This window comes from Streptomyces scopuliridis (assembly GCF_042790125.1).
GTDB lineage: Bacteria > Actinomycetota > Actinomycetes > Streptomycetales > Streptomycetaceae > Streptomyces > Streptomyces scopuliridis_A.
This window is the reverse complement of sequence record NZ_JBHTZS010000056.1, coordinates 1-19,932: the sequence shown is the minus strand read 5'-3', so window position 1 is coordinate 19,932 and position 19,932 is coordinate 1. Positions and strand designations below refer to the sequence as shown.

Genomic DNA, 19,932 nt, shown 5'->3' with positions numbered 1-19,932 from the left:
GCCGGGTCGCAATATTCGAGTTTCCGGCTCGCCGAGCATCTGGACGCCGCCGGCATCGCCGCCTCGATCGGATCGGTCGGCGACGCCTACGACAACGCCCTGATGGAGAGCACGATCGGCCTGTACAAGACCGAGCTGATCAAGCCCCGACGGCCCTGGAAGTCGCTCTCCCAGGTCGAGCTGGCCACCGCCGAGTGGACCGACTGGTGCAACCACCGCAGACTCCACGGTGAGATAGGCCACGTCCCGCCCGTCGAATACGAAGCCAACCACTACAAGCAATCCACGAAACCCCAGGTCACAACCACAACCTGAGATCTCTACCGAACCCGGGGCGTTTCAAAGTCACCCGCGGCCGTCGTGTGGTCAATGGACAGATCGCGCTGCGTGTCCCACTGGATGTGATCAAGACCAAATGTTCCCCCTGCCTTGCTCACGGAAAACCCGCGAAGCAACCGGCCCTGATGAACAGCGACGACCACGCTATCGTCGCCACCTTCGGGACCGTCTACCGGGGAATCATCCAGTATTACCTGCTTGCCGGTGACGTCTACCGGCTGCGCCGCCGGCGATGGGTCATGGAGACCTCGATGCTCAAGTCCCTTGCGGGCAAGCATCGTTCAACGGTATCGAAGATGGCAGCGAAGTATAAAACCGCCTTCGAAACACCAAGCGGGCCACGTATTGCTTTCGAGGCCCGCATTGAACCGAACGACAGGAAGCCACTGGTAGCACGGTTCGGTGGTATTCCACTCCAACGGCAGCGGGCGGCGGAACTTGCCGACCGCGAGCCGGTCAGGGTGGACTATCCGCAGAAGGAACTCGTCGCGAGACTCCTGGCGGATTCCTGCGAGATCTGCGGAAGCAAGGGCAATGTGCAAGTGCACCATGTCCGCGCGCTCGCCGACGCGGATCTGGGGTGTGCTTGTCAGCGTTTTCGATCTTCTGGGTTCATCGGGGGCTGTGCTCGGCGACGTTGGTCCGGTCATGACGACCGGAAGGAGCCCGGGGTGCGGCAGGAGTGGGAGCCGGAGGACCTGATCGCGGTCTGGACGCTGCTGGAGGAGGATCAGGAGCGGCTGCGGAACAAGTCGGCCGGTTGGGGTTCGCGCTGTTGCTGAAGTTTTTCGAGGTGGAGGCCCGGTTCCCGGAGGACGCCGAGCAGATCCCGGTGCCGGCGGTGGCATACGTCGCCCAGCAGGTGAAGGTGGCCGCGGAGGAGTGGGCGGCGTACGACTGGGCGGGGCGGGCGATCAAGCGGCACCGGGTGGAGATCCGGGGCGCGTTCGACTTCCGCGAGTGCACGGAGGAGGACCAGGCCCAACTTGCCGAGTGGCTGGCGGTGGAGCTGTGCGGGGTGGAGCTGTCGAGGGACCGGCTGGCGGAGGCCGTGGTGGCCCGCTGCCGTAAGAACAGGCTGGAGCCGCCCACGCCGGGGCGTATCACCCGCCTGGTGGGGTCGGCAGTCAACACCTTCGAGGAACAGTTCTGCGCGACCACGGTGGGCCGGCTGTCGGCGGCGACACGGTCCCGGCTGGATGACCTTATCGCCGAGGACGCCGACGCGAGCGAGGACAGCACGGGCGGCGGGGGCACGTTCTTCACCGAGCCGAAGGCCGACCCGGACGCGCTGGGACTGGACAGCCTCCTGGCGGAGGTGAACAAGCTCCAGCGGGTGCGCGCGCTGGAGTTGCCGCCGGAGCTGTTCGGGGACGTGACGGAGAAGGTGGTGGCCGCCTGGCGGGCACGGGCGTCGAAGGAGTACCCCTCGGACCTGCGCGCGGTTGCCGGCCCGGTGCGCTACACGCTGGTGGCCACGCTGTGCCATGTGCGGGAGACGGAGATCACCGACTCGCTGGTGGAGCTGTTCATCCAGCTCGTGCAGAAGATCAACACGCGGGCGGAGAAGAAGGTGGAGGGCGAGTTCAACAAGGAGATGAAGCGGGTCCGCGGTAAGGAGGGCATCTTGCTGCGGCTGGCGGAGGCGGCGGTCGCCGAGCCGGGCGGCACGGTCCGCAAGGTGATCTGTCCAGTGGCCGGGGAGTCCACGCTGAAGGCCCTGGCGGCGGAGGCTGCGGCGAACGAGGCCCGTTACCGGGCCCGGGTGCGTACGGTGCTGCGCTCGTCGTATTCCAACCACTGGCGGCGGATGCTCTCGCCGCTGCTGAACGCGTTGGAGCTGAAGTGCAACAACACCGCCTACCGGCCGGTGATGGACGCGATCGACCTGCTCAAGGGTATCTGGACCAACCCATTGCCACGGAGGGCGCGTTCTTCGACGAGGCGGAGAAGATCCCGCTGGCCGGGGTGGTGCGCGATGAGTGGCGCAGGGCGGTGGTCGATGAGCGCGGCCGGGTCGAGCGCATCCCGTACGAGTTGTGCGTGCTCGTGGCGCTGCGGGACGCGCTGCGGCGGCGGGAGATCTGGGTGCTGGGCGCGAACCGGTGGCAGAACCCGGAGGACGATCTGCCACCGGACTTCGAGGACAACCGCGATGTCCACTACGACGCGATCCGCCAGCCGCAAGACCCGGAGAAGTTCATCGGGGCCCCTTCAGAAGCGGCTGCGCGAGGCCCTGACTCGCTTGGACACGGCGCTGGAACTGGGCACTACGGGAGGGGTGGACATCGTCCGCCGACGCGGCGAGCCGTGGATCAAGGTCTCGCCTCTGGGCAAGCAGGAGGAGCCGCAGAGCCTGGTGGCGCTGAAGGCGGAGATCGAACGCTGCTGGGGCACCATCGACCTGATCGACATCCTCAAGGAGGCCGAGTTCGCCACCGGCTTCACCGGCGAATTCACCTCGGTCGCCACACGCGAGGCGGTACCGAAGGCGGTGCTGCGGCGCCGGCTGCAGCTGGTGCTGTTCGCCCTGGGCACGAACATGGGCATCAAGCGGGTCACGGTCACCGGCAAGCACGGCGAGAGTGAGGCCGTACTGCGGCGGGTGCGCACCTGTTCGTCAACCGGGCCAACCTGCGCTCCGCGCTGGTACGGCTGGTCAACGCCACCTTCGCCGCCCGCGATCAGACGTGGTGGGGCGAGGGCACCGCCTGCGCGAGCGATTCCAAGAAGTTCGGCTCCTGGTCCTCGAACTTCATGACCGAGTGGCACCAGCGCTACCGCGGCCCCAGGGTGATGATCTACTGGCACGTCGAGAAGAAACCACTCTGCGTTTACAGCCAGCTCAAGTCCTGCTCGGCCGCCGAGGTCGCCGCGATGATCGAGGGCGTGCTGCGGCACTGCACGGACGTGGAGATCGACAGTACACCGACACGCACGGCGCCTCCATCGTCGGGTTCGCCTTCGCCCACATGCTCGGCTTCAACCTGCTGCCCCGGCTGAAGAACGTCGGATCCGCGCGGCTGTACCGGGCGACGGCCGGGGAGGACGAGAAGTGGCCGCACCTGGTGCCGGTGCTGTCGACCAAGACGATTAACTGGGACCTGATCCGCCAGCAGTACGACCAGATCGTGAAGTACACCACCGCTCTGCGCCTGGGCACCGCCGAGGCCGAGCAGGTCCTGCGCCGCTTCACCCGCGGCGGGCCCAAGCACCCCACCTACCAGGCGATCGAGGAACTCGGGCGGGTGGTGCGTACGGCGTTCATCTGCGACTACCTCGCGGACGCCGACCTGCGCCGTGAGATCAACGACGGCCTCCAGGTCGTGGAGAACTGGAACTCCGCCAACCACGACCTGTTCTACGGCAAGGACGGCGACCTGACCGGCTCCGACAAGGAGTCCCAGGAAGGTGTCCATGCTCGCGCTGCACCTGCTCCAGTCCGCGTTGGTGCACGTCAACACCCTGCTCCTCCAGGACATCCTGAGCGAGGAGAAGTGGCAGAAGCGGCTCACCAATGCCGACAGGCGGGCTCTGTCCCCGCTGTTCTGGACCCACGTGTCCCCCTACGGCCGGTTCGAGCTGGACATGAACTCCCACCTTGCCCTCGCTGCCGCGGTGGCCACGCTGGCGGGCCCCCGTACTCCGCCCGAGGCGGAAGCCGCACGGTCGGCGGCGGCCGGTGCGGCCGGGTAGGCACCCTGAAGACCTCAGGCCCGGCGCCGTCGGCGGGCGGCTGGATCGTCGACTCGTAACTACGGGGCTGTGAGGGTGTCGAGCCGGGCGGCGAGATCGGGGTGGGCGGCGGCCAGGTGGGGGCGGGCGGCGGCCAGGGGGCCGATGAGGTCGGCGGGATCATCGTGGGCGAGGGCCGCGTGGAGCTCGCTGAGCGGGCGGCGGGCGGAGGCGGGCAGGTCGGTGAGGGTGGTGATCTGCCCGGCGAGACGGCGCAGGTCGGCCGCGTTGCGGCGGGCCCAGGCGGCGGTGGTGCGGTCGGCGGCACGGGCCTGGCGGGTGGCCGTTACGCGCTGTTCGCCGGTGGTCCCGGCCGGGCCGGGGCGGCCGCGCAGGTAGCGGCGCTCGGCGGCCTGACGGCTGGCGACGCCCAGGGGCGGGGCGAGGTCGGCCCAGCTGGCACCCGCGTCGCGGGCGGTTTCGATCAGGCCGGTCTCCCATCCGGCGAGCCGCTCGCGCACCTGCCGCAGCAGCATCAGGGAGGCCAGCGCCCGCTCGGGACCGGGGCCGACGGTGTCGGAGGTCTCGTGCTGGGCATCGCGCAGGGCGTCGTCTATGGCGGCCAAGGCCGCCGCGGCGGCGAGAAAGGACGCCGGGCTGTGGGCGTCGGTGCTGGTTGTGGACGGCTGGTCTGCTGCGGTCACGGGCACCTCCCTCGGATCGTCATCATATTGACGACATCGCGTTTGTCATCCATTGGATGACATGTTACAACGGTGTCAGTGCAGCGCATTGGCAGCAACTGCCTACAACCCGCTGGAGGTGTTTCACGATGTTGATGCGCACTGACCCCTTCCGTGACCTGGACCGGCTGGCACAGCAACTGCTGGGCCCGGGCACCTGGTCCAAGCCGTCGGCGATGCCGATGGACGCCTACCGCGAGGGCGACGAATACGTCGTGGCCTTCGACCTGCCCGGCGTCACCGCAGACGCGATCGACATCGACGTCGAACGGAACATGCTCACCGTCAAGGCCGAGCGCAGGCCGGTGGCGAAGGCCGACGACGTGCAGATGGAACTGTCCGAGCGGCCACTGGGCGTCTTCTCCCGCCAGATCGTGCTCGCCGACAGCCTCGACACCGAGCACATCCAGGCCGACTACGACGCGGGCGTGCTCACCCTGCGCATCCCGATCGCCGAGCGCGCCAAGCCCCGCAAGATCTCCATCGGCGTCGGCTCCGGCCACAAGGAGATCTCCGGCTGACACTGGCAGCCAGAGGAGTGCGGAGGACGGGCACCTGATCTCCCCCTCACCCCTGTCCTCCGCACTCCCTTGGCAATCCGAAGAAGAAGGGGCGGCGGCTGAGATGACTCTGCGACGCGAAGCGTTCCTCGACCACGTGAAGGACCGCGGCGAGTACGGCACTGTGGAGGAGCGGAGCGGGCGGCTCGTGTGGTACTCGCCCTGCTCGACGCACACCTGGTCGGCGAAGTCCGCTCCCAGCTGGCGGTACGCCTGCCGGAGGAATCCGCCCTGATCCCACTCAACCCGCTCCAGAGCGCCGAACCGCTGCCGACGGAGCGGTTCGTCCGCGCGACCGCGGCCTGGATCGAGGGCGCCACAGAGCAAACCGCGACCTGGGACGTCAGCGCCGTCCTGTCCACAGTCGCCGACACCGCCGGCGACGACCTGCTAGCCCACCTGCCCCTGCCCGGTGCCGCACACCGGCACCCCCAAAGCTTGACGAAAGGCATGCACCGCAGTGATCACCGACGTGCGCGTACCGCTTGAGCACCAGCAGCCGTACGGGACGGCGTATGAGCAGATGCTGGAGAAGGTCCGTTACGAAGGCGCCTACCCCACACGCGAGAAGGCCGACGAAGCCGTCCGCCTCGTCCTGGGAGGGCTCGGGCGTCAGCTGACCGGCGACGAACGCGTCGACCTGGCCGCCTGCCTGCCCCTGGAGGCCGCACGCGTCCTGACCGCACAGATTCCTGACACGAAGCCGCTGACCGGCTGGGCCTTCGTCAAGGACCTCGCCGCCCGCTCCGGCGCCTCCCTGGCCACCACCCGCTGGGACACCGGCTCCGTCTTCGCCGCCGTCACCGCCCACGCCGGCCCCGACCTCATCACCCGCATCCTCCACCAGCTCCCCACCGGCTGGGCCCTGCTGTTTGGCCAAGCCGAACTCAACCCGGCCGCGTAAAAACAGGAACCCGGCACCCGGAGCCGCAACATGAGCCGCTCCGGGCCGGCGCTTGGTGAAGTCCCCCGATCCGCGCGATCGGGGGACTTCCGCCTTTGCTGGTCACCATCCCGGCCCGTCGGCCGCTCCGTCGCCCCCGGACGAGCCGGGCCACTGATGCGCGAGCCCAGGGAAGATCGCTCACTGCTGCTCAACCGACGTGTAACTGTGCGTGGCGACCGGCACGGACCGTGATTCTCACAAACGGTCCTTTGCCCGAGCAAGATCAAGAACGGGCCGCCGGAGACCGCCAAGACCGGTTCGGGTTTGCAGAACCCGTTCTCACTCAAAAGACGGACGGACCCCTCTGAGAGTTGCATTGTGCGAAAATCCGGGCCCATGACGGTCCCTCAGCACCCTTGCCCGTCCGACCGGTCGGACGCGGACGACATCGAACAGCACGCCTGTCCGAAGTGCGACGCACAGCCCGGCTCGCCGTGCCGCTCACGCGGCGGCGCGGTCGCCTCCGCCTACCACCCCCGCCGCTTCACCCAGGTTCCCCGCCTGAAGAAGGCGCTGCGGGTCCCCACCCCCGCGGACCGCAACCCCGGCAAGCCCTGGCGGCCCGGCACCCCGCCCCCCGCTCCGGCCGTCGAGGACACCCCGGGCGCGGACATCCGCATCGGCTACGCCCGCTGCTCGACCCTCGGCCAGGAACTCGGCTCCCAGCTCGACGCGCTCACCGCGCACGGCATCCCCCGCGACAAGATCTTCAGCGAGAAGATCAGCACCCGGGTGCGGGTCCGCCCGCAGTTCGAGGCGGCCCTGCGTACGGCGCGGGAGATCAAGGCGCACGCACCGCACTGCCGGGTCGCTGAACCAATTCCTCCGCTATCCGGTGCAGGGCTTTGTCGAACAAGGTCCGCTGCTCGCCACGGAAGGACACGAGCTGGGAGACCCGGACAGGCTTGTCGACAAGGCCCGCCCCGGGCCCCCCGTTCAGGAAGAGTTTCCTGATCAGCGGACTCACTACGCTCGACGCCAGGCGCGCCCCGATGACAGCGGGTTCCATCTGCACTCCGAGTGATGACTCGCGGCACCATCGGCCGCCCCGACGCAAGGATATGACGACCTGCGAACCGCCAATTACCTTCTGCGTAAACCTGGTTCGCCTCACGCCGCAGAACATCCGCCTCGCTTTCGGCGACGGATGGCGTATCGACGCATCGAGCCGACCACCATCGCCTCAATCCGCCACCTCGACGGACTCCAGGGATGGCTGACTTCCACCAACACAACCGGACCCGCCGATGCGCCGACACAGGAACAGAGCACGATGCAGGGAGAGGCATGTCGGTGGATGTTCGACCAGAACAGCGCGGTCAAGCCGCACCGGTGCTCATCCGACGGCTTCTTCGCCCAGGCCGGTTCGGCCAGGACCTGCTGAACCAGCAGGGTGTTGACATGCACGAGCGCCGAACTCCACTGCATCCCCTCCCCTCAAACCCAAGAAATCGTTTATGCAGTTGAGACATTCTCGATCTACTTAGACCGTGTCCTATGTGGAGATGGCTCGTTGGGCTGCGTATGGGGCGGGGTACGTGGAGTTGGATTGTTCCGGACGGCTTGTGGGAGATCGCTGAGCCGTTGATTCCTGCGTCGAAAGTCCGGTCGCAGGGTGGCGGGACACAGGACACGCCTGATGAGACGTTGTTCGCCGCGATCATTTATGTGCTGGTGAGTGGTTGTGCCTGGCGGGCGTTGCCGCCGTGCTTCGGGATATCGAAGTCGACGGCCCATCGGCGGTTCGTGATCTGGTCCAGGGCCGGGGTGTGGGGACGGCTGCACGAGGCCGTCATCGACCGTGTCGATGAGTGCGGGCTGATCGACCTGTCGCGTGTGGTCCTCGACTCCGCTCCGGGCCAAAAAGGGGGCGAACTCACCGGTCCGAGCCCCGTGGACCGGGGGAAACCGGGTTCGAAGATGCACGTCCTGTCGGATGCGAACGGACTGCCCCTGGTCGTCGGTGTCTCCGCGGTCAGCACCCACGACAGCCTCGGGCTGAAGCCCATGGTCGCCGGCCTCCAATCGAGACACGACCCTCAAAACGGCTGGAACTACAAGCCCCGCAAACTCCACGCGGACAAAGCGTATGGCGTTCCTGACCTGCGTAAATGGCTCCACGGCAAACGTATTGGCGTCCGTATCGCCCGCAAAGGCATCGAATCCAGCGAACGATTAGGACGCCGAAGGTGGGTGATCGAGCGCACGATGTCCTGGCTGACCGGCTACCGCCGCCTCAACCACCGCTACGAGCGCCAACCCCGCAACTACCTGGCCTTCCTCGGCCTCGCCGCCACACTCTGCTGCTACAAACGACTTGTCCGCCTCACCACATAGGACACCGTCTAAGCATCTCGTATATGCCTGGCCTGACTCAGAGACCAGGCATGTTCAGCCAGTTGGTCGTGCCGGGGACAACCGTGGTCTCTCGTCCCTCAAGTACGACGCGTATCGGTTCCGCGCCCGAGTCCGGCGCGGCGATACGGACCCTCTGTGCGCTGAAGCGCAGATCCACGTCCCTGTGGCCGCGGTAGCGGATTCCGATCCGAAACTTCGACAGCTGTGGGAGCGGCGAGGGATCCAGCCACAGTGTGTTGTCCCGTGTCTCCAGACCGGTGAGGCCGCGCTGTACGAAGTCCAAGGTGCCGGCCATTGCGCCGAGGTGGACGCCCTCCGCCGTGGTGCCGCCCTGGATATCCGTTACATCCCCGGTCAGGGCCTCCTGGGCGTACCGCCACGCCTCGTCCCGATGGACCCGGGCCAGCACCCACGCGTGGACCAGGGCACTGAGAGTCGAGCCATGGCTGGTGCGCCGCAGATAATAGTCGACGGTAGTCCGCCACACATCGTCATCGAGGCGGTGGCCAAGCTGGCGGAAAAGAGCGGCGAGTTCGCGAGGCGAGAAGAGATAGCCCAGCATCAGCACGTCGGCCTGCTTAGACGCCCGATAGCGGTTGACCGTGTCACCCTCATTCTCCAGGATCCGGTCCAGCCTGCGGATGTCGCCGTACCGTTTCCGGTATTTCTCCCAGTCCAGCTCCGCCAGTTCCTCGTATCCGGCGAACTGGCTGACGACTCCGTGGTGGTAGGGCACATGAAGCCTGTGGGCGATGTCCGCCCAGCGTTCGGTCTCGTCGTCCGAGAGCCCAAGCCGCTCGAACAGCTCTTGCCGCCGGGAGCCAAAAAGGGTGCGGCGTACATCGAGCGCCCTCATCAGCACCCATGCGGCGGTGACGTTGGTGTAGGCGTTGTCGTCCAGTCCTGGCGTGGTGGCTCCCGGGTACCCGTCGTGATACTCGTCGGGACCGACGACACCTCGGATGCGGTACTGGGCGAGTGTTGGGTCCCAGACCGCGCTGTCCGCCCAGAAACGCGCGACCTGAACGAGAATCTCCGCGCCCTTGGTGTGCAAGTAGTCCGCGTCGGCACTGGCCTGGCAGTAACCCCACACGTTGTACGCGATGGCAGAACCGATATGACGCTGTAGTCGGGAATGATCAGGCAGCCAGCGACCGGATCGTGGGTTGAGGTGCAGCTCCGGCGTCTCCTCACGGCCGTCGCTGCCGCTCTGCCATGGGTACATCGCCCCCGCCAGGCCGGCCTCCCGTGCCGCGCGGCAGGCCGCGGGCAGTCGGCGGTGTCGATAGTCAAGGACGGCTCTGGATACCTCCGGGAAGTGCAGGTTGAGATACGGCAGCACGAACAGTTCGTCCCAGAAGACGTGCCCTCGGTACGCCTCGCCGTGCAGCCCTCTGGCCGGTATGCCCGCATCCAGTTCGGCCGTGTGCGGGGAGAGGGTCTGGAGTACGTGGAAAAGATGCAGGCGCAGGGCGCGGCCCGCCTCCCCTGGTACCTGCAGCTCGGCCCGGCGCCACAGTTACTCCCAGGCGCTCTGGTGCGAGGCCAGCAGACGGGGGAAGTCCGGGGCGTCGCGTACCGCCCTGACGGCGGTGAGATGGGGGCAGTCGATGGCCTGGTCGCGGGAGGTGTACAACGCGGCGGTCTTGTCGACGACCACTGTCTCTCCCGTGTCGACGGGGATCGTCAGTGTCTGGACGATCCGCCGCGTGGCGAGTCGGGTGCGGGTGCGGGTGCGGATGGCGACGGTACGGCGGTGTGCCGTGCGGCTGCACGCGGCCAGCGCTATTCGAATGTCGGAGTTGACGGTGCGGCACCGCAGCCACACCGTGTCATTTCCCTCCCTGCCGGTGAGCCAATGGCTCAGATGCTGGTTCGCCAGACCGTGGTAGCGCTCGACTCCGGTGTTTCGCACGTCGCCGTCCAGCCCCGATTGCACTTCCAATTCCCCGGCCCATCCCTCGGCGGTGAACGAGGTGCGCTGTGCGGCCAGATGAGGATCGCCCATATGGACGAGTCGGCACTGTTCGACGCCGAGGCGCCGGGCGCCGCCGTCCAGTGAGTACGTCGACCGCCGGGTGAGTGTGCCGTGCCGCAGGTCCAGGGTCAGTCGGTACTCGGTGAGTTGAGTGCTGTCGGGTGACAGCCAGGGGCCGGGCGTTGCTCCTTCGAGGCGTACGCGGTAGCGCAGGGGCAGCCAGTTGGGCAGGTTGACCATGTCCTCGTTCTCGGTCTGCCGTCCCGCCACGGTGGAAGTCAGCCGGTTGTAGCAACCTGCCGCGTACGTTCCCGGGTAGTGTGCCGGCCCGGCATCTGTCTCGGACGCGGCGCCGCGGGTGGCGAAGTAGCCGTTGCCCAGCGTGCACAGGGCTTCGCGCAGCCGTTCCGATTCCGGGTCGTAGCCCTCGTATGTCCATGTCCAGACGCGCATGGTCATCCCTTTCCGGAGATCAACGGTTCACCGGGGTCGGCCACCACTGCGTCGGCACCGAGCATTGCGACGGTGTCAGGGGTTGGTTCGGGGAGGTCGCCGGGCTGGTCATCACGATGTGGCTGGGCACCTCGCCGGGGATGCTGAACTGTCGGAAGAGCCGGGCCATGCCGTCCGCATCCCGGGTGATGTCCGGGTACGTCTCGGAGTAGCTGCCCTCCAGCCAGGAATTGGCGGTCATCGGCGGGCGGCCGTGGCCCGGGCCTCAGACACGGCGTGGACTTGTCACGAGCCTTGATCACATGGTTGAGGTGGTTATGCACGAGATCAATCCCTGGAGAGGTACCCCGGTGGCCGAGCCGACGCGGCATGATGTGTTCCGGACGCAATGCCTCGGTGAGCAACGGGTTGTCCATGCGATGGGTATGCGCGACCGCCAGATAATTGGCAGCGCACCAGTGGGTCATCAGGGCCGCCGTCTCTTCCACGGGGACCGTCACCGCTAGCGTGGTTTTCGTCCCGGACATCGTTTCCTCCGTGCTCTGGCGGACGCTCCTCGGACGGCGGCCCTTTTTCCACGGTCCCCGCCGCGAACCACATCCGCCCATACGCCGACAGGTCTCCGATCGAGGACCATTCGGCCCTCAGGACGACACCGGACGGCCCCAGCGCGCAGCCCGCACAATGTCCGATCGTGTAAGCGGCACCCCCGGCTGAGCGGCTGAAGGGGACGAGATGAGATTTCGCAGGGCCGGTGACGTGATGACCGGGGATGTCGTCCGTGTGGGGGCCTGCCACCCCGGTCGTGGATGTGGCCCGGTCACTGGTGGAGCACGGCATCGGCGGTCTCCCGGTCGTGGACGACGACAAGGTGCTGGGAGCCGTCTCCCGTAGCGACCTGACGCGACTCCGGGCCGAGCCTGGGCTCTTGGAATCGCCGGGCGGTCCGGCGTCGGAAATTTTGATGTCCGCCCCGGCGGCCACGGTCCACGCGGTCGACTCCATCGCCCTGACAGGCCGCACTATGGTCGAGCGACGTGTCGGCCGGCTCCCGGTGGCGGACGAGGAGGCGCGGCTGATCCGCACCATCCCCGGCCGCGACCCGCTGCGGGTGTTCGTCCGCCCCGACTCCGGCCTCCGCGACGAGATCATCGACGAGGTCATGGTCCGCGCCTGGTGGCTGGACCCGGCCGGGCTCACCGTGTCGGTTCATGAAGGCGTGGTGACCCTGCGCGGTCGTCTGGAGCACGACGCTGATACGTCCGTCGCGGTAGCGATGGCGGCGCGGGTCAACGAGGTGGTCGCGGTGATGAGCGATCTGGCCAGTCGCCGCGCACACACTCCCGGATGAGGTGCGACGACGATGACAACGACAAGAAATGTGTTCGACGGACTGTCCCCCGATCGTCGCGAGCGGCTGCGGGATGTCGTCACGGAGGTGTCGTTCCCCGACGGCACGCGAATTTTCGAGGAGGGCCGACGGGCCGACCGGTTCTGGGTGGTACACAGCGGCCAGGTCGCGCTGGACCTGCATGTCCCCGGGCGGCAGGCGGCCGTGGTCGACACACTCGTCGCCGGTGAGCTGCTCGGCTGGTCCTGGCTGTTCCCTCCCTACATCTGGCATCTGGGCGCACAGGCAGTCCGTACCGTCGGGGCCGAGCAATGCGACGCAGCGGTCGTACGCGCCCTGTGTGAGGCCGACCCGGTGTTCGGCCGCGCGATGTACCGGACCGTCGCCGAGGTAGTGGCGCACCGGCTGCAACGCAGCCGTACCCGTCTGCTGGACCTGTACGGGCCACAGGGCAGCGGCGTCGCACGGTGGTGACCTGGCACCCTCCAGGAGCGTTCTGGGCCCGTTAGGCCCCGGCTCGCCCGCCCGCTCCCGGCGACGATGGAAGGTGACGGTGTCCTGATCCACGGGTACGCCGGAGGGACGACATGAGCGCTGGACGGCGGTACTCGACGCAGAGACCGATCCGCGTCTTCCTGCTGGACGCCCACGAGGTTGTCCGGCGCGGTCCTGCGGGACCTGCTCGACGCGGAGCCCGACATCGACGTCGTGGGCGACGCGGGCACTCGCGCACGACTGCGCGCGCCGGACTCTGCATCCGCACTCTTTCCACCACCGGCACGTCCGGGAACCGTTCCCGCCAGGGACGCAGTGCCCGGGTGAGCTCCCGCCGCCCCTCCCTGGTCATCTCGTGGGAGAGGTACGGGTTCGATGCCTCCGCGGTTGTACGCGGGGCCGCGCCGATGCCTCCTGAGCGGCCCGGAGCGCCGCGGAAAGTGACTCCGGGGTGCCGTCCAGCCCGACGGCGACCATCGGTTTCATGGCATCGCCCCGTCTCCCGCGTGGACCGCGGCGCCGGTGGGGTCCCGCCGGTACTTGAGCCTCTCGGATACCGAGACGACACCGTCCACGCTGGTGCACAGCCGTACGAGTACGGGAATCAGCGTGCTGTCGTCGACGGTTCCTCGCAGATACACCTGCCCCTCGGTGACTTCGACGGTCACGTCCGACGGCGCGAGCCCCAGAGTGACGGACAGCACGTCATGCGTGATCTCCTCACGGATGGCCCGGTCGAGCCGCAGAAACACGCGCAGCAGATCGGCGCGGCTGACGATGCCCAGCAATGTGTCCGTCTCATCGACCACCGGCAACCGCTTGATGTTCTGCGCGGCCATGAGCCGGGCGGCCTCCACAACCGTCCACTCCGGACGCGCGCACACCGCGGGGGCGGACATGACCTCTCCCGCCGTCCGGCCCTCCGCCTTGGCCCGCTCCCATGCCTCAAGATGCGGCACCGGTGTCCTGCCGGACAGATCGGAGCGGTCGGCCGCCTTACGCAGCAGATCCGCCTCCGACACGACCCCGGCCGGTCGGCCCGCGTCGTCCAGCACGGGTACGGCGCTGACGTTGTGCTCCATGAGCATCCGGGCGATTTCCTTGAATGGTGTATCGATCCGCACACTCACGACGTCACGGGTCATGAGTTCACTGATGCTCCGGTGGTCCATGTCCTCACTCCTTCTCGCCGTGAACGCCGGGGAACCACGAACGGGCCCGGCTCACGCGGCGCGTTCGAGGACGACCTTGAGCGCTCCGCTGACGGCGGCGCCGGCGAACACCCCGTATGCCTCTTCCATCTCGTCAAAGCCGAAGCTGTGGCTGATCAGCGACGTCGTGGGCAGCCGACGGGCTGCCGCCATCCTCAGCAGCATCGGGGCGGACGAGGTGTCGACAAGCCCCGTCGTGATCGTCACATCCTTGATCCACAGGTCTTCCATGTGAAGCGTGGCGGGTTTGCCGTGTACGCCCACGTTGGCGATGTGGCCGCCGGGCCGTACCACGCGGGTGCACAGTTCAAAGCTCTCCGGCAGGCCCACCGCCTCGATGGCCACCTCCGCCCCGTGCCCGTCCGTCAGGTCCGCGACCAGTTGTCCGGGCTCCTCTTCGGAACTCACGACCGAATCCGCGCCCATCGCGCGCGCGGCATCCAGCCGGGACTGCGCCGGATCAACGGCGATGATCCGGCTGGGGCTGAACAGCTTCGCCGTGGCGATGGCGGCCAGTCCGATGGGCCCCGCGCCGACGATGACCACGGTGTCACCGGGCCCGACAGCGCCGTTGCGCACTCCGATCTCGTAGGCCGTGGGAAAGATGTCGGCGAGCAGCACCGCGTCCTTGCTGTCGACTGAGTCCGTCAGCGGATGGACGGAGAGATCGGCGAACGGGACGCGCACGTACTCGGCCTGCGTCCCGTCGATGGTGTGTCCCAGTACCCAGCCGCCACCACCGAGACACTGGCCGTAGCGGGTCCGGCGGCAGTAGTGACAGTGACCACAGGCACAGATGCAGGACACCAGCACCCGGTCTCCGGGGTGGACCGAACGCACATCGCCGCCCACTTCCACCACCTCGCCCACGGCTTCGTGGCCCAGCACGGTGCCCGGGGCGACTTCGCGAACATCACCTTTCAGAATGTGCAGATCAGTGCCGCAGATCGTGACTGTGTCCACCCGGACGATCACGTCCGCCCCGTCCTTGACCTGCGGATCCGGGACCTCGTCCCAGGAGGCGTGCCCGGGGGCGTGGAATACGAATGCCCTCATGTCATCCCTCTCCCTGGTCAGTGCGGCGCCCCTGCCTGTCGCCTGTGTTGCCTTCAGCGAGCCGACGACGCCTCGATGCGGCGGCCGGTTATCCGGCCGGGCACGATGGAGAGCCACAGGCGACGGTCGCCGCCCGCCCAGGGGGCGGTGTACGCCTGCTGGTCCAGACCTCGGGAAGCCGCGTCTCCGGTGACGGCGCGTGCGATGCCGATGACGTTGACGCTCCATCCCTCGCTCATCGCGTCGTCGATGTGGTCGACTTCGAAGGCCACTTCCCGGTCCGCGGCCATTGCCGCGGCACTTCCGGGGGTGGTTCTGTACGCGACCGCGCCGTTGACGACTACGTAGTTGACGGGCACGACGGCGGGTCCGCTCCTGGTGGATACCGCCACCCGGCCGACACCGTGCGTCGACAGCAGCTCAAGGCACTCTTCTCTGCCGAGGACGACGAGTTCGGGTCGGTGCCCCACCTGGCCGATTCCCGGGGGAAGATCGACTCCTTCCCCTTTCAGGTCCGCCACCGTCGTCTCCAGCGCGTCGGCCAGTCTCAGCAGGAGACCGATGCCCGGAGTGGCGTTCTGCTCCTCGACACAAGCGATGTAACTGGTCGCCGAAGCCGCCCGCGCCGCCACGTCCTCACGGCTCAGCCCGAGCCGCTCGCGTCGTGCGGTGATACGTCGGCCCAGGTCCCCTTGGGGCGTCCGTGGTGTCCGGTGGGGCGAGTGATCCTTCGTGTGATCCGGCATAGCGAACAACATCTCCCCTCAAGGGCAGCGGGCACGCCCCCGGCCTCACTGCCTCCGGCGGCCGTCCGTCACTCCCATGGTGCCCGGACTGGGGCAGGCACAAGGAGAGCCGGCCGGTCCCATGGCGGGGGCTGTTCGGCCCAGTGCACCACCCTGGAGGGCACCGGGGCGGGTCGCCGGTCCCGGGGGCCACCTGGCCCCTGCACGGGAGAGGCCCGGCCGCTCAGTGTGGAGGGTGTGCCGTCACGGCGGTTTCCAGCCATGAGCCAGAGGAGTCGGTGATGTCATCGCGTGCCGTGGAGTCCCCCGACAGTGGAGCCGTTGCACCGCCTGCCGAGGTGTCCGAGACGCACACGGCGGTGGTGATGTTCATCGGCGATCACGCCTACAAGGTGAAGAAGCAGGTAAACCTCGGGTTCCTCGACTTCGTCCCCGTCGAAGCGAGGCGCGCGGCATGTGAGCGGGAGACCATTCTCAACCGTCGTTTCTCACCCGACGTCTACGAGGGCGTCGCGGAGATCAGCTTTCCGTGGGGCGGGGCGCCGGAGCCCATCGTGGTGATGCGCCGGCTGCCGGCCGCGCGCCGGCTGGCGCATCTGGTGAGCCTTGGAGCCCCGGTCGACGACGCGCTGAGACAGGTCGCACGGGTGCTGGCGACGTGCCACGCCCAATCGCCTCGTAAACCCGTAATCGCACACGAGGGTACGCGCGATGCCCTGCTCGCCCGCTGGGAAGCCGGCTTCGAACAGATCCATGGTCTGGGCGTGCGGAAACCACTGAGGGACATGGAAGAGATCGAGTTCCTGGTGCGCCGTTACCTGAAGGGCAGGAAGAACGTCCTCGACTCCCGCATCCGGGAGGGGCGCGTGGTGGACGGCCACGGCGATCTCCTGGCGCAGGACATCTTCTGCCTCGACGACGGCCCCCGCGTCCTCGACTGCCTGGAGTTCGATGACACGCTGCGCTACGTCGACGGTCTCGACGACGCCGCGTTCCTCACGATGGACCTTGAACAACTCGGAGCGCCGGACGCCGCCGCCTTCTTCCTCGCCCGGTACAGCGAGTACTCCGGCGATCCCGCACCACCGTCCCTGCGGCACCACTACGTCGCCTACCGGGCGTTCGTCCGCGCCAAGGTCTCGCTCTTGCGCGCTCATCAGTGCGCTTCCGCCGCTGAGGCGGAAGCCTTCCGGGCCGAAGCCGAGCGTTTCGCGAACATGACTGTGCGCCATCTCAGAACATCCGCCGTGCGCCTCCTCCTGGTCGGCGGCCTGCCGGCCAGCGGCAAGTCCACGCTCGCCGGCGCGCTCGCCGACCGGCTGGGTCTCACGCTGCTCAGCAGCGACCGGGTGCGGAAGGAACTGGCGGGAATTCCCCCGGAACAGGCTGCTCCCGCCGAGTACGAGAGAGGCGTGTACACCCCGGTGTGGACCCGGCGTACCTACGGCGAACTGATCGAGCGGGCCTCGGTGTTGCTCTCCGCCGGGGAATCCGTGGTCATCGACGCGACCTGGAACAGCGAGGACAGACGGAACGCGGCCATCAAGGCGGCCGAGGAATGCCACGCGGAACTGATTCCGCTGCGCTGCGAAGTCCCGCGCGAGGTGGCGGAGCGGAGACTGGCCCGCCGGCCGCCGGGACCGTCCGACGCGGGGCCGTCCGTGGCCGAAGCCATGGCGGCGGCGGCCGACCCATGGCCGGAGGCGGTCACCGTGGACACCAGCGGAACGCTGGCGGCCGCTGTCGAACACGCGGTGGCGGTCGTCCGGCCCGACGGCGGCGAACGCATGACACTCTTCCGGCGGCCCTACATGATGGCCGACTGACGCCGCCACTCAGGCCCGTACCGGGAGCCTCGGGGCGCGGTGCTGACCGGCGAGCAGCGAGTACGCCTTCGCCGTCGGCCGCCGTCTCCGCGTCGGCAGCACCGGGGAGAAACCCTTTCGGACGACCGACTCACAGGAGGAAGGCCATGAACGGCAGCACGTCCGACGGACAGACACTCGGACCGGTGGTGGCCGGTGCGGACGGCTCGGACCACGCGGCGAGGGCAGTGCTCTGGGCCGCCGATGAGGCTGCCGTACGGAGGCAGTCCCTGACGATCGTCCACGCGATCGGTTTGGATGCGGCCCTCAGCCTCGCCTACGACAACTCACACGCCGTTCTCAACCGCGCCAGGACGATCCTCGACGAGGCCACGACGCAGGTGTCCCGGCTCCATCCGGATCTCTCCGTCGCCACCGTGATCACCCGCGAGGAGGCCGCAGAGAGCCTGCTGGAGGCGGCAGGGTCAACCGGCACGGTCGTGGTCGGCTCCCGCGGACTCGGCGGCTTCTCGGCCCTGCTCGTGGGCTCGACCGGCCTCCGCACGGCGGCCCGCGCCTCAGGGCCCGTGATCATCGTCCGTGACGTCGCGAACACCACGGAACGCATGAACACCACGGAACGCATGGTGATGGCCGCGGTGCGTGATGATCGCGATCGGGACGCACTGCGGTTCGCCGCCCGGACAGCCTCGCTCCGCGAGGCATCGCTCCAGGTGGTAAGTGCTTGGATGTTCCTGCAGAACGTGGGGAACATGGCCACCATGGTCGACAACCTGAGCGCCGTCGCACAGTCGGAGGCCGAAGCGACCAGTCGGATCGTCGCACCCGTCCGGAAGGAATTCCCGGAGCTCGCGATCGCCGAGGAAACCGTGCGGGCCGTCTCCGTCCCCGGAGCCCTGGTCGAAGCAGCAGAACACGCCGATCTCCTCGTGCTGGGGGCACGCAGACCCACACACCCGATCAGTTCTCCACTGGGACTGGTGACCCACGCCGTCCTGCACCACGCACCCTGCCCGCTGGCTGTGGTTCCCCGCATCTGAGCCAGGAGCCGCACGTTCTCAGCTCCACGCACGGCGTCTCCACGCACGGCGTCAAGGGGCCACGCGGCCTGCGTCAGGCGGCGTCCTCGTGGACGCCGGCACATAGATCACGACGTCACAGTGGAGCATGAGCGGACAATCGACTACGCGAATTCCGGAACAACCGCGACCGGGCATCCGGCGTGGTGCAGCACCGCGTGACTGACCCGACCAAGCTGCAGCCCGAAGGCCGCCTTCCTCCGCTGCGCACCGACGACCAGCAGATCGGCGCCGGACGTCTCTTCGAGCAGCGCCTGGTGCGCTGTGCCCTGTACGAGCCTTCGCTGGACAGCCACGTCCGGGTAATCGCCATCGACGACACCCAGCACCCGGTCGACGCACTCGTCAGCCTCCTGCCGGTACGCCCTTGCCTGCTCCCCGTCGATCAGCGGATAGGGCATGTTCTCGTAGGGCGGGCACCGCCAGACGCGTACGGCGACCAGTTCGCAGCCCCTGGAACGCGCCTCGCGGAAGGCGAACCGGGCCGCGATCGTGCTTCCGGTGGTTTCACCGACACCGAGAACGACGCGGCCATACACGGCGCGGCGGTTCGGTTCCGCTCCGCGTGCCACGACAACCGGGCAGCGTGCTCGTCCGGCGACGGCCAGGCTGACAGATCCCAGGAGCATCTCCGCGATCGGGCCGTGCCCGCGCGGGCCGAGCACCAGCAGTGCCGCGTGGTTCCCCTCGCGCACGAGAGCGTCCACCGGGGCCTCGGGCTCCACTTCGCCGGAGACCTTCACGTCCGGGGCAAGCCTGCGCACGCGTTCTTCCGTCGTGGCGACGAGATTCTCGGCGAAGACCTGCTCGGATGGGCGGCCCTTGGCGAATCTCGGCAGTGTCCACTCGTAGTGCTCCCACAGCGAGGCGTAAAGGATCTTCAGTGTCTGCCCGGTGCGCTCAGCCTCCGCCGCGGCCCAGTCAACCGCCTGGAGGCTGCCTTCGGATCCGTCCACTCCGACGACCACGGCAAGTTCCATGGCTTCCACCGCCTTCTTTCTCGCGAGTTTGGCGATGCGATTACTGAGGTTGTAGGCGTGGTGTCGTCAGTGTGAGTCCAGTCGCGGTGAGGCATCCGTCGATGGCGTTGCTGCAGTACTGGATCTGGCGGAGGCC

Annotated in this window: 17 protein-coding genes and 6 pseudogenes; 14 read left to right on the top strand and 9 right to left on the bottom strand. The window is 67.9% G+C overall.

Annotated features, from left to right (window positions below; genetic code table 11):
* The 5 genes and pseudogenes from ACFRKB_RS38195 to ACFRKB_RS38175 form a co-directional block, all read left to right on the top strand.
* Nucleotides 1-315 (top strand): integrase core domain-containing protein (locus tag ACFRKB_RS38195; protein ID WP_383111190.1); only part of this gene is annotated, 315 nt, incomplete at its 5' end.
* Nucleotides 316-362: 47 nt separating this feature from the next.
* Entirely contained in the window at nt 363-1,121 is a 759-nt protein-coding gene (locus tag ACFRKB_RS38190) for a group II intron reverse transcriptase/maturase (RefSeq protein ID WP_383111189.1), read from the top strand.
* Nucleotides 1,115-3,100, top strand: coding sequence for a DUF4158 domain-containing protein (locus tag ACFRKB_RS38185; protein WP_383111188.1), 1,986 nt, complete (start codon nt 1,115-1,117; stop codon nt 3,098-3,100). The genes ACFRKB_RS38190 and ACFRKB_RS38185 overlap by 7 nt, the downstream gene beginning before the upstream one ends.
* A pseudogene (locus ACFRKB_RS38180) lies at nt 2,986-3,689 on the top strand (Tn3 family transposase); the annotation flags it as partial. The gene ACFRKB_RS38185 and the pseudogene ACFRKB_RS38180, both read left to right, overlap by 115 nt.
* A gap of 67 nt (nt 3,690-3,756) precedes the next feature.
* Entirely contained in the window at nt 3,757-4,035 is a 279-nt protein-coding gene (locus ACFRKB_RS38175; RefSeq protein WP_383111187.1) for a Tn3 family transposase, read from the top strand.
* A gap of 59 nt (nt 4,036-4,094) precedes the next feature.
* Here ACFRKB_RS38175 and ACFRKB_RS38170 read toward each other — a convergent pair whose 3' ends face one another.
* Nucleotides 4,095-4,718: a type III effector protein gene (locus tag ACFRKB_RS38170; protein WP_383111186.1), complete on the bottom strand. Its 624-nt coding sequence runs from the start codon at nt 4,716-4,718 to the stop codon at nt 4,095-4,097.
* 128 nt (nt 4,719-4,846) lie between these two features.
* Between ACFRKB_RS38170 and ACFRKB_RS38165 the strand changes: the two genes are divergently transcribed.
* From ACFRKB_RS38165 to ACFRKB_RS38150, 4 genes and pseudogenes are all read left to right on the top strand, one after another.
* Nucleotides 4,847-5,278, top strand: coding sequence for an Hsp20/alpha crystallin family protein (locus ACFRKB_RS38165; protein WP_383111185.1), 432 nt, complete (start codon nt 4,847-4,849; stop codon nt 5,276-5,278).
* A gap of 103 nt (nt 5,279-5,381) precedes the next feature.
* A pseudogene (locus ACFRKB_RS38160) lies at nt 5,382-5,806 on the top strand (DUF2267 domain-containing protein).
* Nucleotides 5,778-6,221, top strand: coding sequence for a DUF2267 domain-containing protein (locus ACFRKB_RS38155; protein ID WP_383111184.1), 444 nt, complete (start codon nt 5,778-5,780; stop codon nt 6,219-6,221). The pseudogene ACFRKB_RS38160 and the gene ACFRKB_RS38155 overlap by 29 nt, the downstream one beginning before the upstream one ends.
* A gap of 378 nt (nt 6,222-6,599) precedes the next feature.
* Nucleotides 6,600-6,983 (top strand): annotated as a pseudogene (locus ACFRKB_RS38150) (zinc finger domain-containing protein); the annotation flags it as partial.
* A 67-nt stretch (nt 6,984-7,050) separates the two neighbouring features.
* On the opposite strand, the pseudogene ACFRKB_RS38145 reads toward ACFRKB_RS38150, so the two are convergent.
* Nucleotides 7,051-7,272: pseudogene (locus ACFRKB_RS38145) on the bottom strand (NACHT N-terminal Helical domain 1-containing protein); the annotation flags it as partial.
* Between the two features lie 101 nt (nt 7,273-7,373).
* On the bottom strand, nt 7,374-7,670 hold the full coding sequence (locus ACFRKB_RS38140) for a hypothetical protein (RefSeq protein WP_383111183.1): 297 nt from the start codon (nt 7,668-7,670) through the stop codon (nt 7,374-7,376).
* 117 nt (nt 7,671-7,787) lie between these two features.
* Here ACFRKB_RS38140 and ACFRKB_RS38135 point away from each other — a divergent pair, with 117 nt between their 5' ends.
* The gene (locus ACFRKB_RS38135) at nt 7,788-8,600 is read left to right on the top strand and encodes an IS5 family transposase (RefSeq protein ID WP_383111191.1); all 813 of its coding nucleotides are present in this window, start codon (nt 7,788-7,790) and stop codon (nt 8,598-8,600) included.
* A gap of 37 nt (nt 8,601-8,637) precedes the next feature.
* Here ACFRKB_RS38135 and ACFRKB_RS38130 read toward each other — a convergent pair.
* Nucleotides 8,638-11,058 (bottom strand): annotated as a pseudogene (locus ACFRKB_RS38130) (glycoside hydrolase family 65 protein).
* An 88-nt stretch (nt 11,059-11,146) separates the two neighbouring features.
* Nucleotides 11,147-11,579 (bottom strand): annotated as a pseudogene (locus tag ACFRKB_RS38125) (phosphoketolase family protein); the annotation flags it as partial.
* 245 nt (nt 11,580-11,824) lie between these two features.
* On the opposite strand from ACFRKB_RS38125, the gene ACFRKB_RS38120 reads away from it, so the two are divergent.
* Complete coding sequence (locus ACFRKB_RS38120; protein ID WP_383111182.1) at nt 11,825-12,403, top strand: CBS domain-containing protein; 579 nt, start codon at nt 11,825-11,827, stop codon at nt 12,401-12,403.
* 12 nt (nt 12,404-12,415) lie between these two features.
* Entirely contained in the window at nt 12,416-12,877 is a 462-nt protein-coding gene (locus ACFRKB_RS38115) for a Crp/Fnr family transcriptional regulator (protein ID WP_383111181.1), read from the top strand.
* A 503-nt stretch (nt 12,878-13,380) separates the two neighbouring features.
* Here the strand turns inward: ACFRKB_RS38115 and ACFRKB_RS38110 are convergent.
* Genes ACFRKB_RS38110 through ACFRKB_RS38100 form a run of 3 tightly spaced genes read right to left on the bottom strand, consistent with a single transcriptional unit; the run spans nt 13,381 to nt 15,911 of the window.
* Nucleotides 13,381-14,070, bottom strand: a complete 690-nt coding sequence (locus ACFRKB_RS38110; RefSeq protein WP_383111180.1) for a CBS domain-containing protein — start codon at nt 14,068-14,070, stop codon at nt 13,381-13,383.
* 51 nt (nt 14,071-14,121) lie between these two features.
* Nucleotides 14,122-15,165 carry an alcohol dehydrogenase catalytic domain-containing protein gene (locus ACFRKB_RS38105; RefSeq protein ID WP_383111179.1) on the bottom strand — a complete coding sequence of 348 codons (1,044 nt, stop codon included), beginning with the start codon at nt 15,163-15,165 and terminating at the stop codon, nt 14,122-14,124.
* A gap of 53 nt (nt 15,166-15,218) precedes the next feature.
* Complete coding sequence (locus tag ACFRKB_RS38100) at nt 15,219-15,911, bottom strand: helix-turn-helix domain-containing protein (RefSeq protein WP_383111178.1); 693 nt, start codon at nt 15,909-15,911, stop codon at nt 15,219-15,221.
* Between the two features lie 281 nt (nt 15,912-16,192).
* Between ACFRKB_RS38100 and ACFRKB_RS38095 the strand changes: the two genes are divergently transcribed.
* Together ACFRKB_RS38095 and ACFRKB_RS38090 are read left to right on the top strand one after the other, a co-directional pair.
* A complete protein-coding gene (locus ACFRKB_RS38095; RefSeq protein ID WP_383111177.1) occupies nt 16,193-17,737 on the top strand; it encodes a bifunctional aminoglycoside phosphotransferase/ATP-binding protein in 1,545 nt (514 codons plus the stop codon).
* Nucleotides 17,738-17,883: 146 nt separating this feature from the next.
* The gene (locus ACFRKB_RS38090; protein ID WP_383111176.1) at nt 17,884-18,777 is read left to right on the top strand and encodes a universal stress protein; all 894 of its coding nucleotides are present in this window, start codon (nt 17,884-17,886) and stop codon (nt 18,775-18,777) included.
* Nucleotides 18,778-18,920: 143 nt separating this feature from the next.
* Here ACFRKB_RS38090 and ACFRKB_RS38085 read toward each other — a convergent pair whose 3' ends face one another.
* Nucleotides 18,921-19,796, bottom strand: a complete 876-nt coding sequence (locus ACFRKB_RS38085) for a universal stress protein (protein WP_383111175.1) — start codon at nt 19,794-19,796, stop codon at nt 18,921-18,923.
* Nucleotides 19,797-19,932 lie beyond the last annotated feature (136 nt).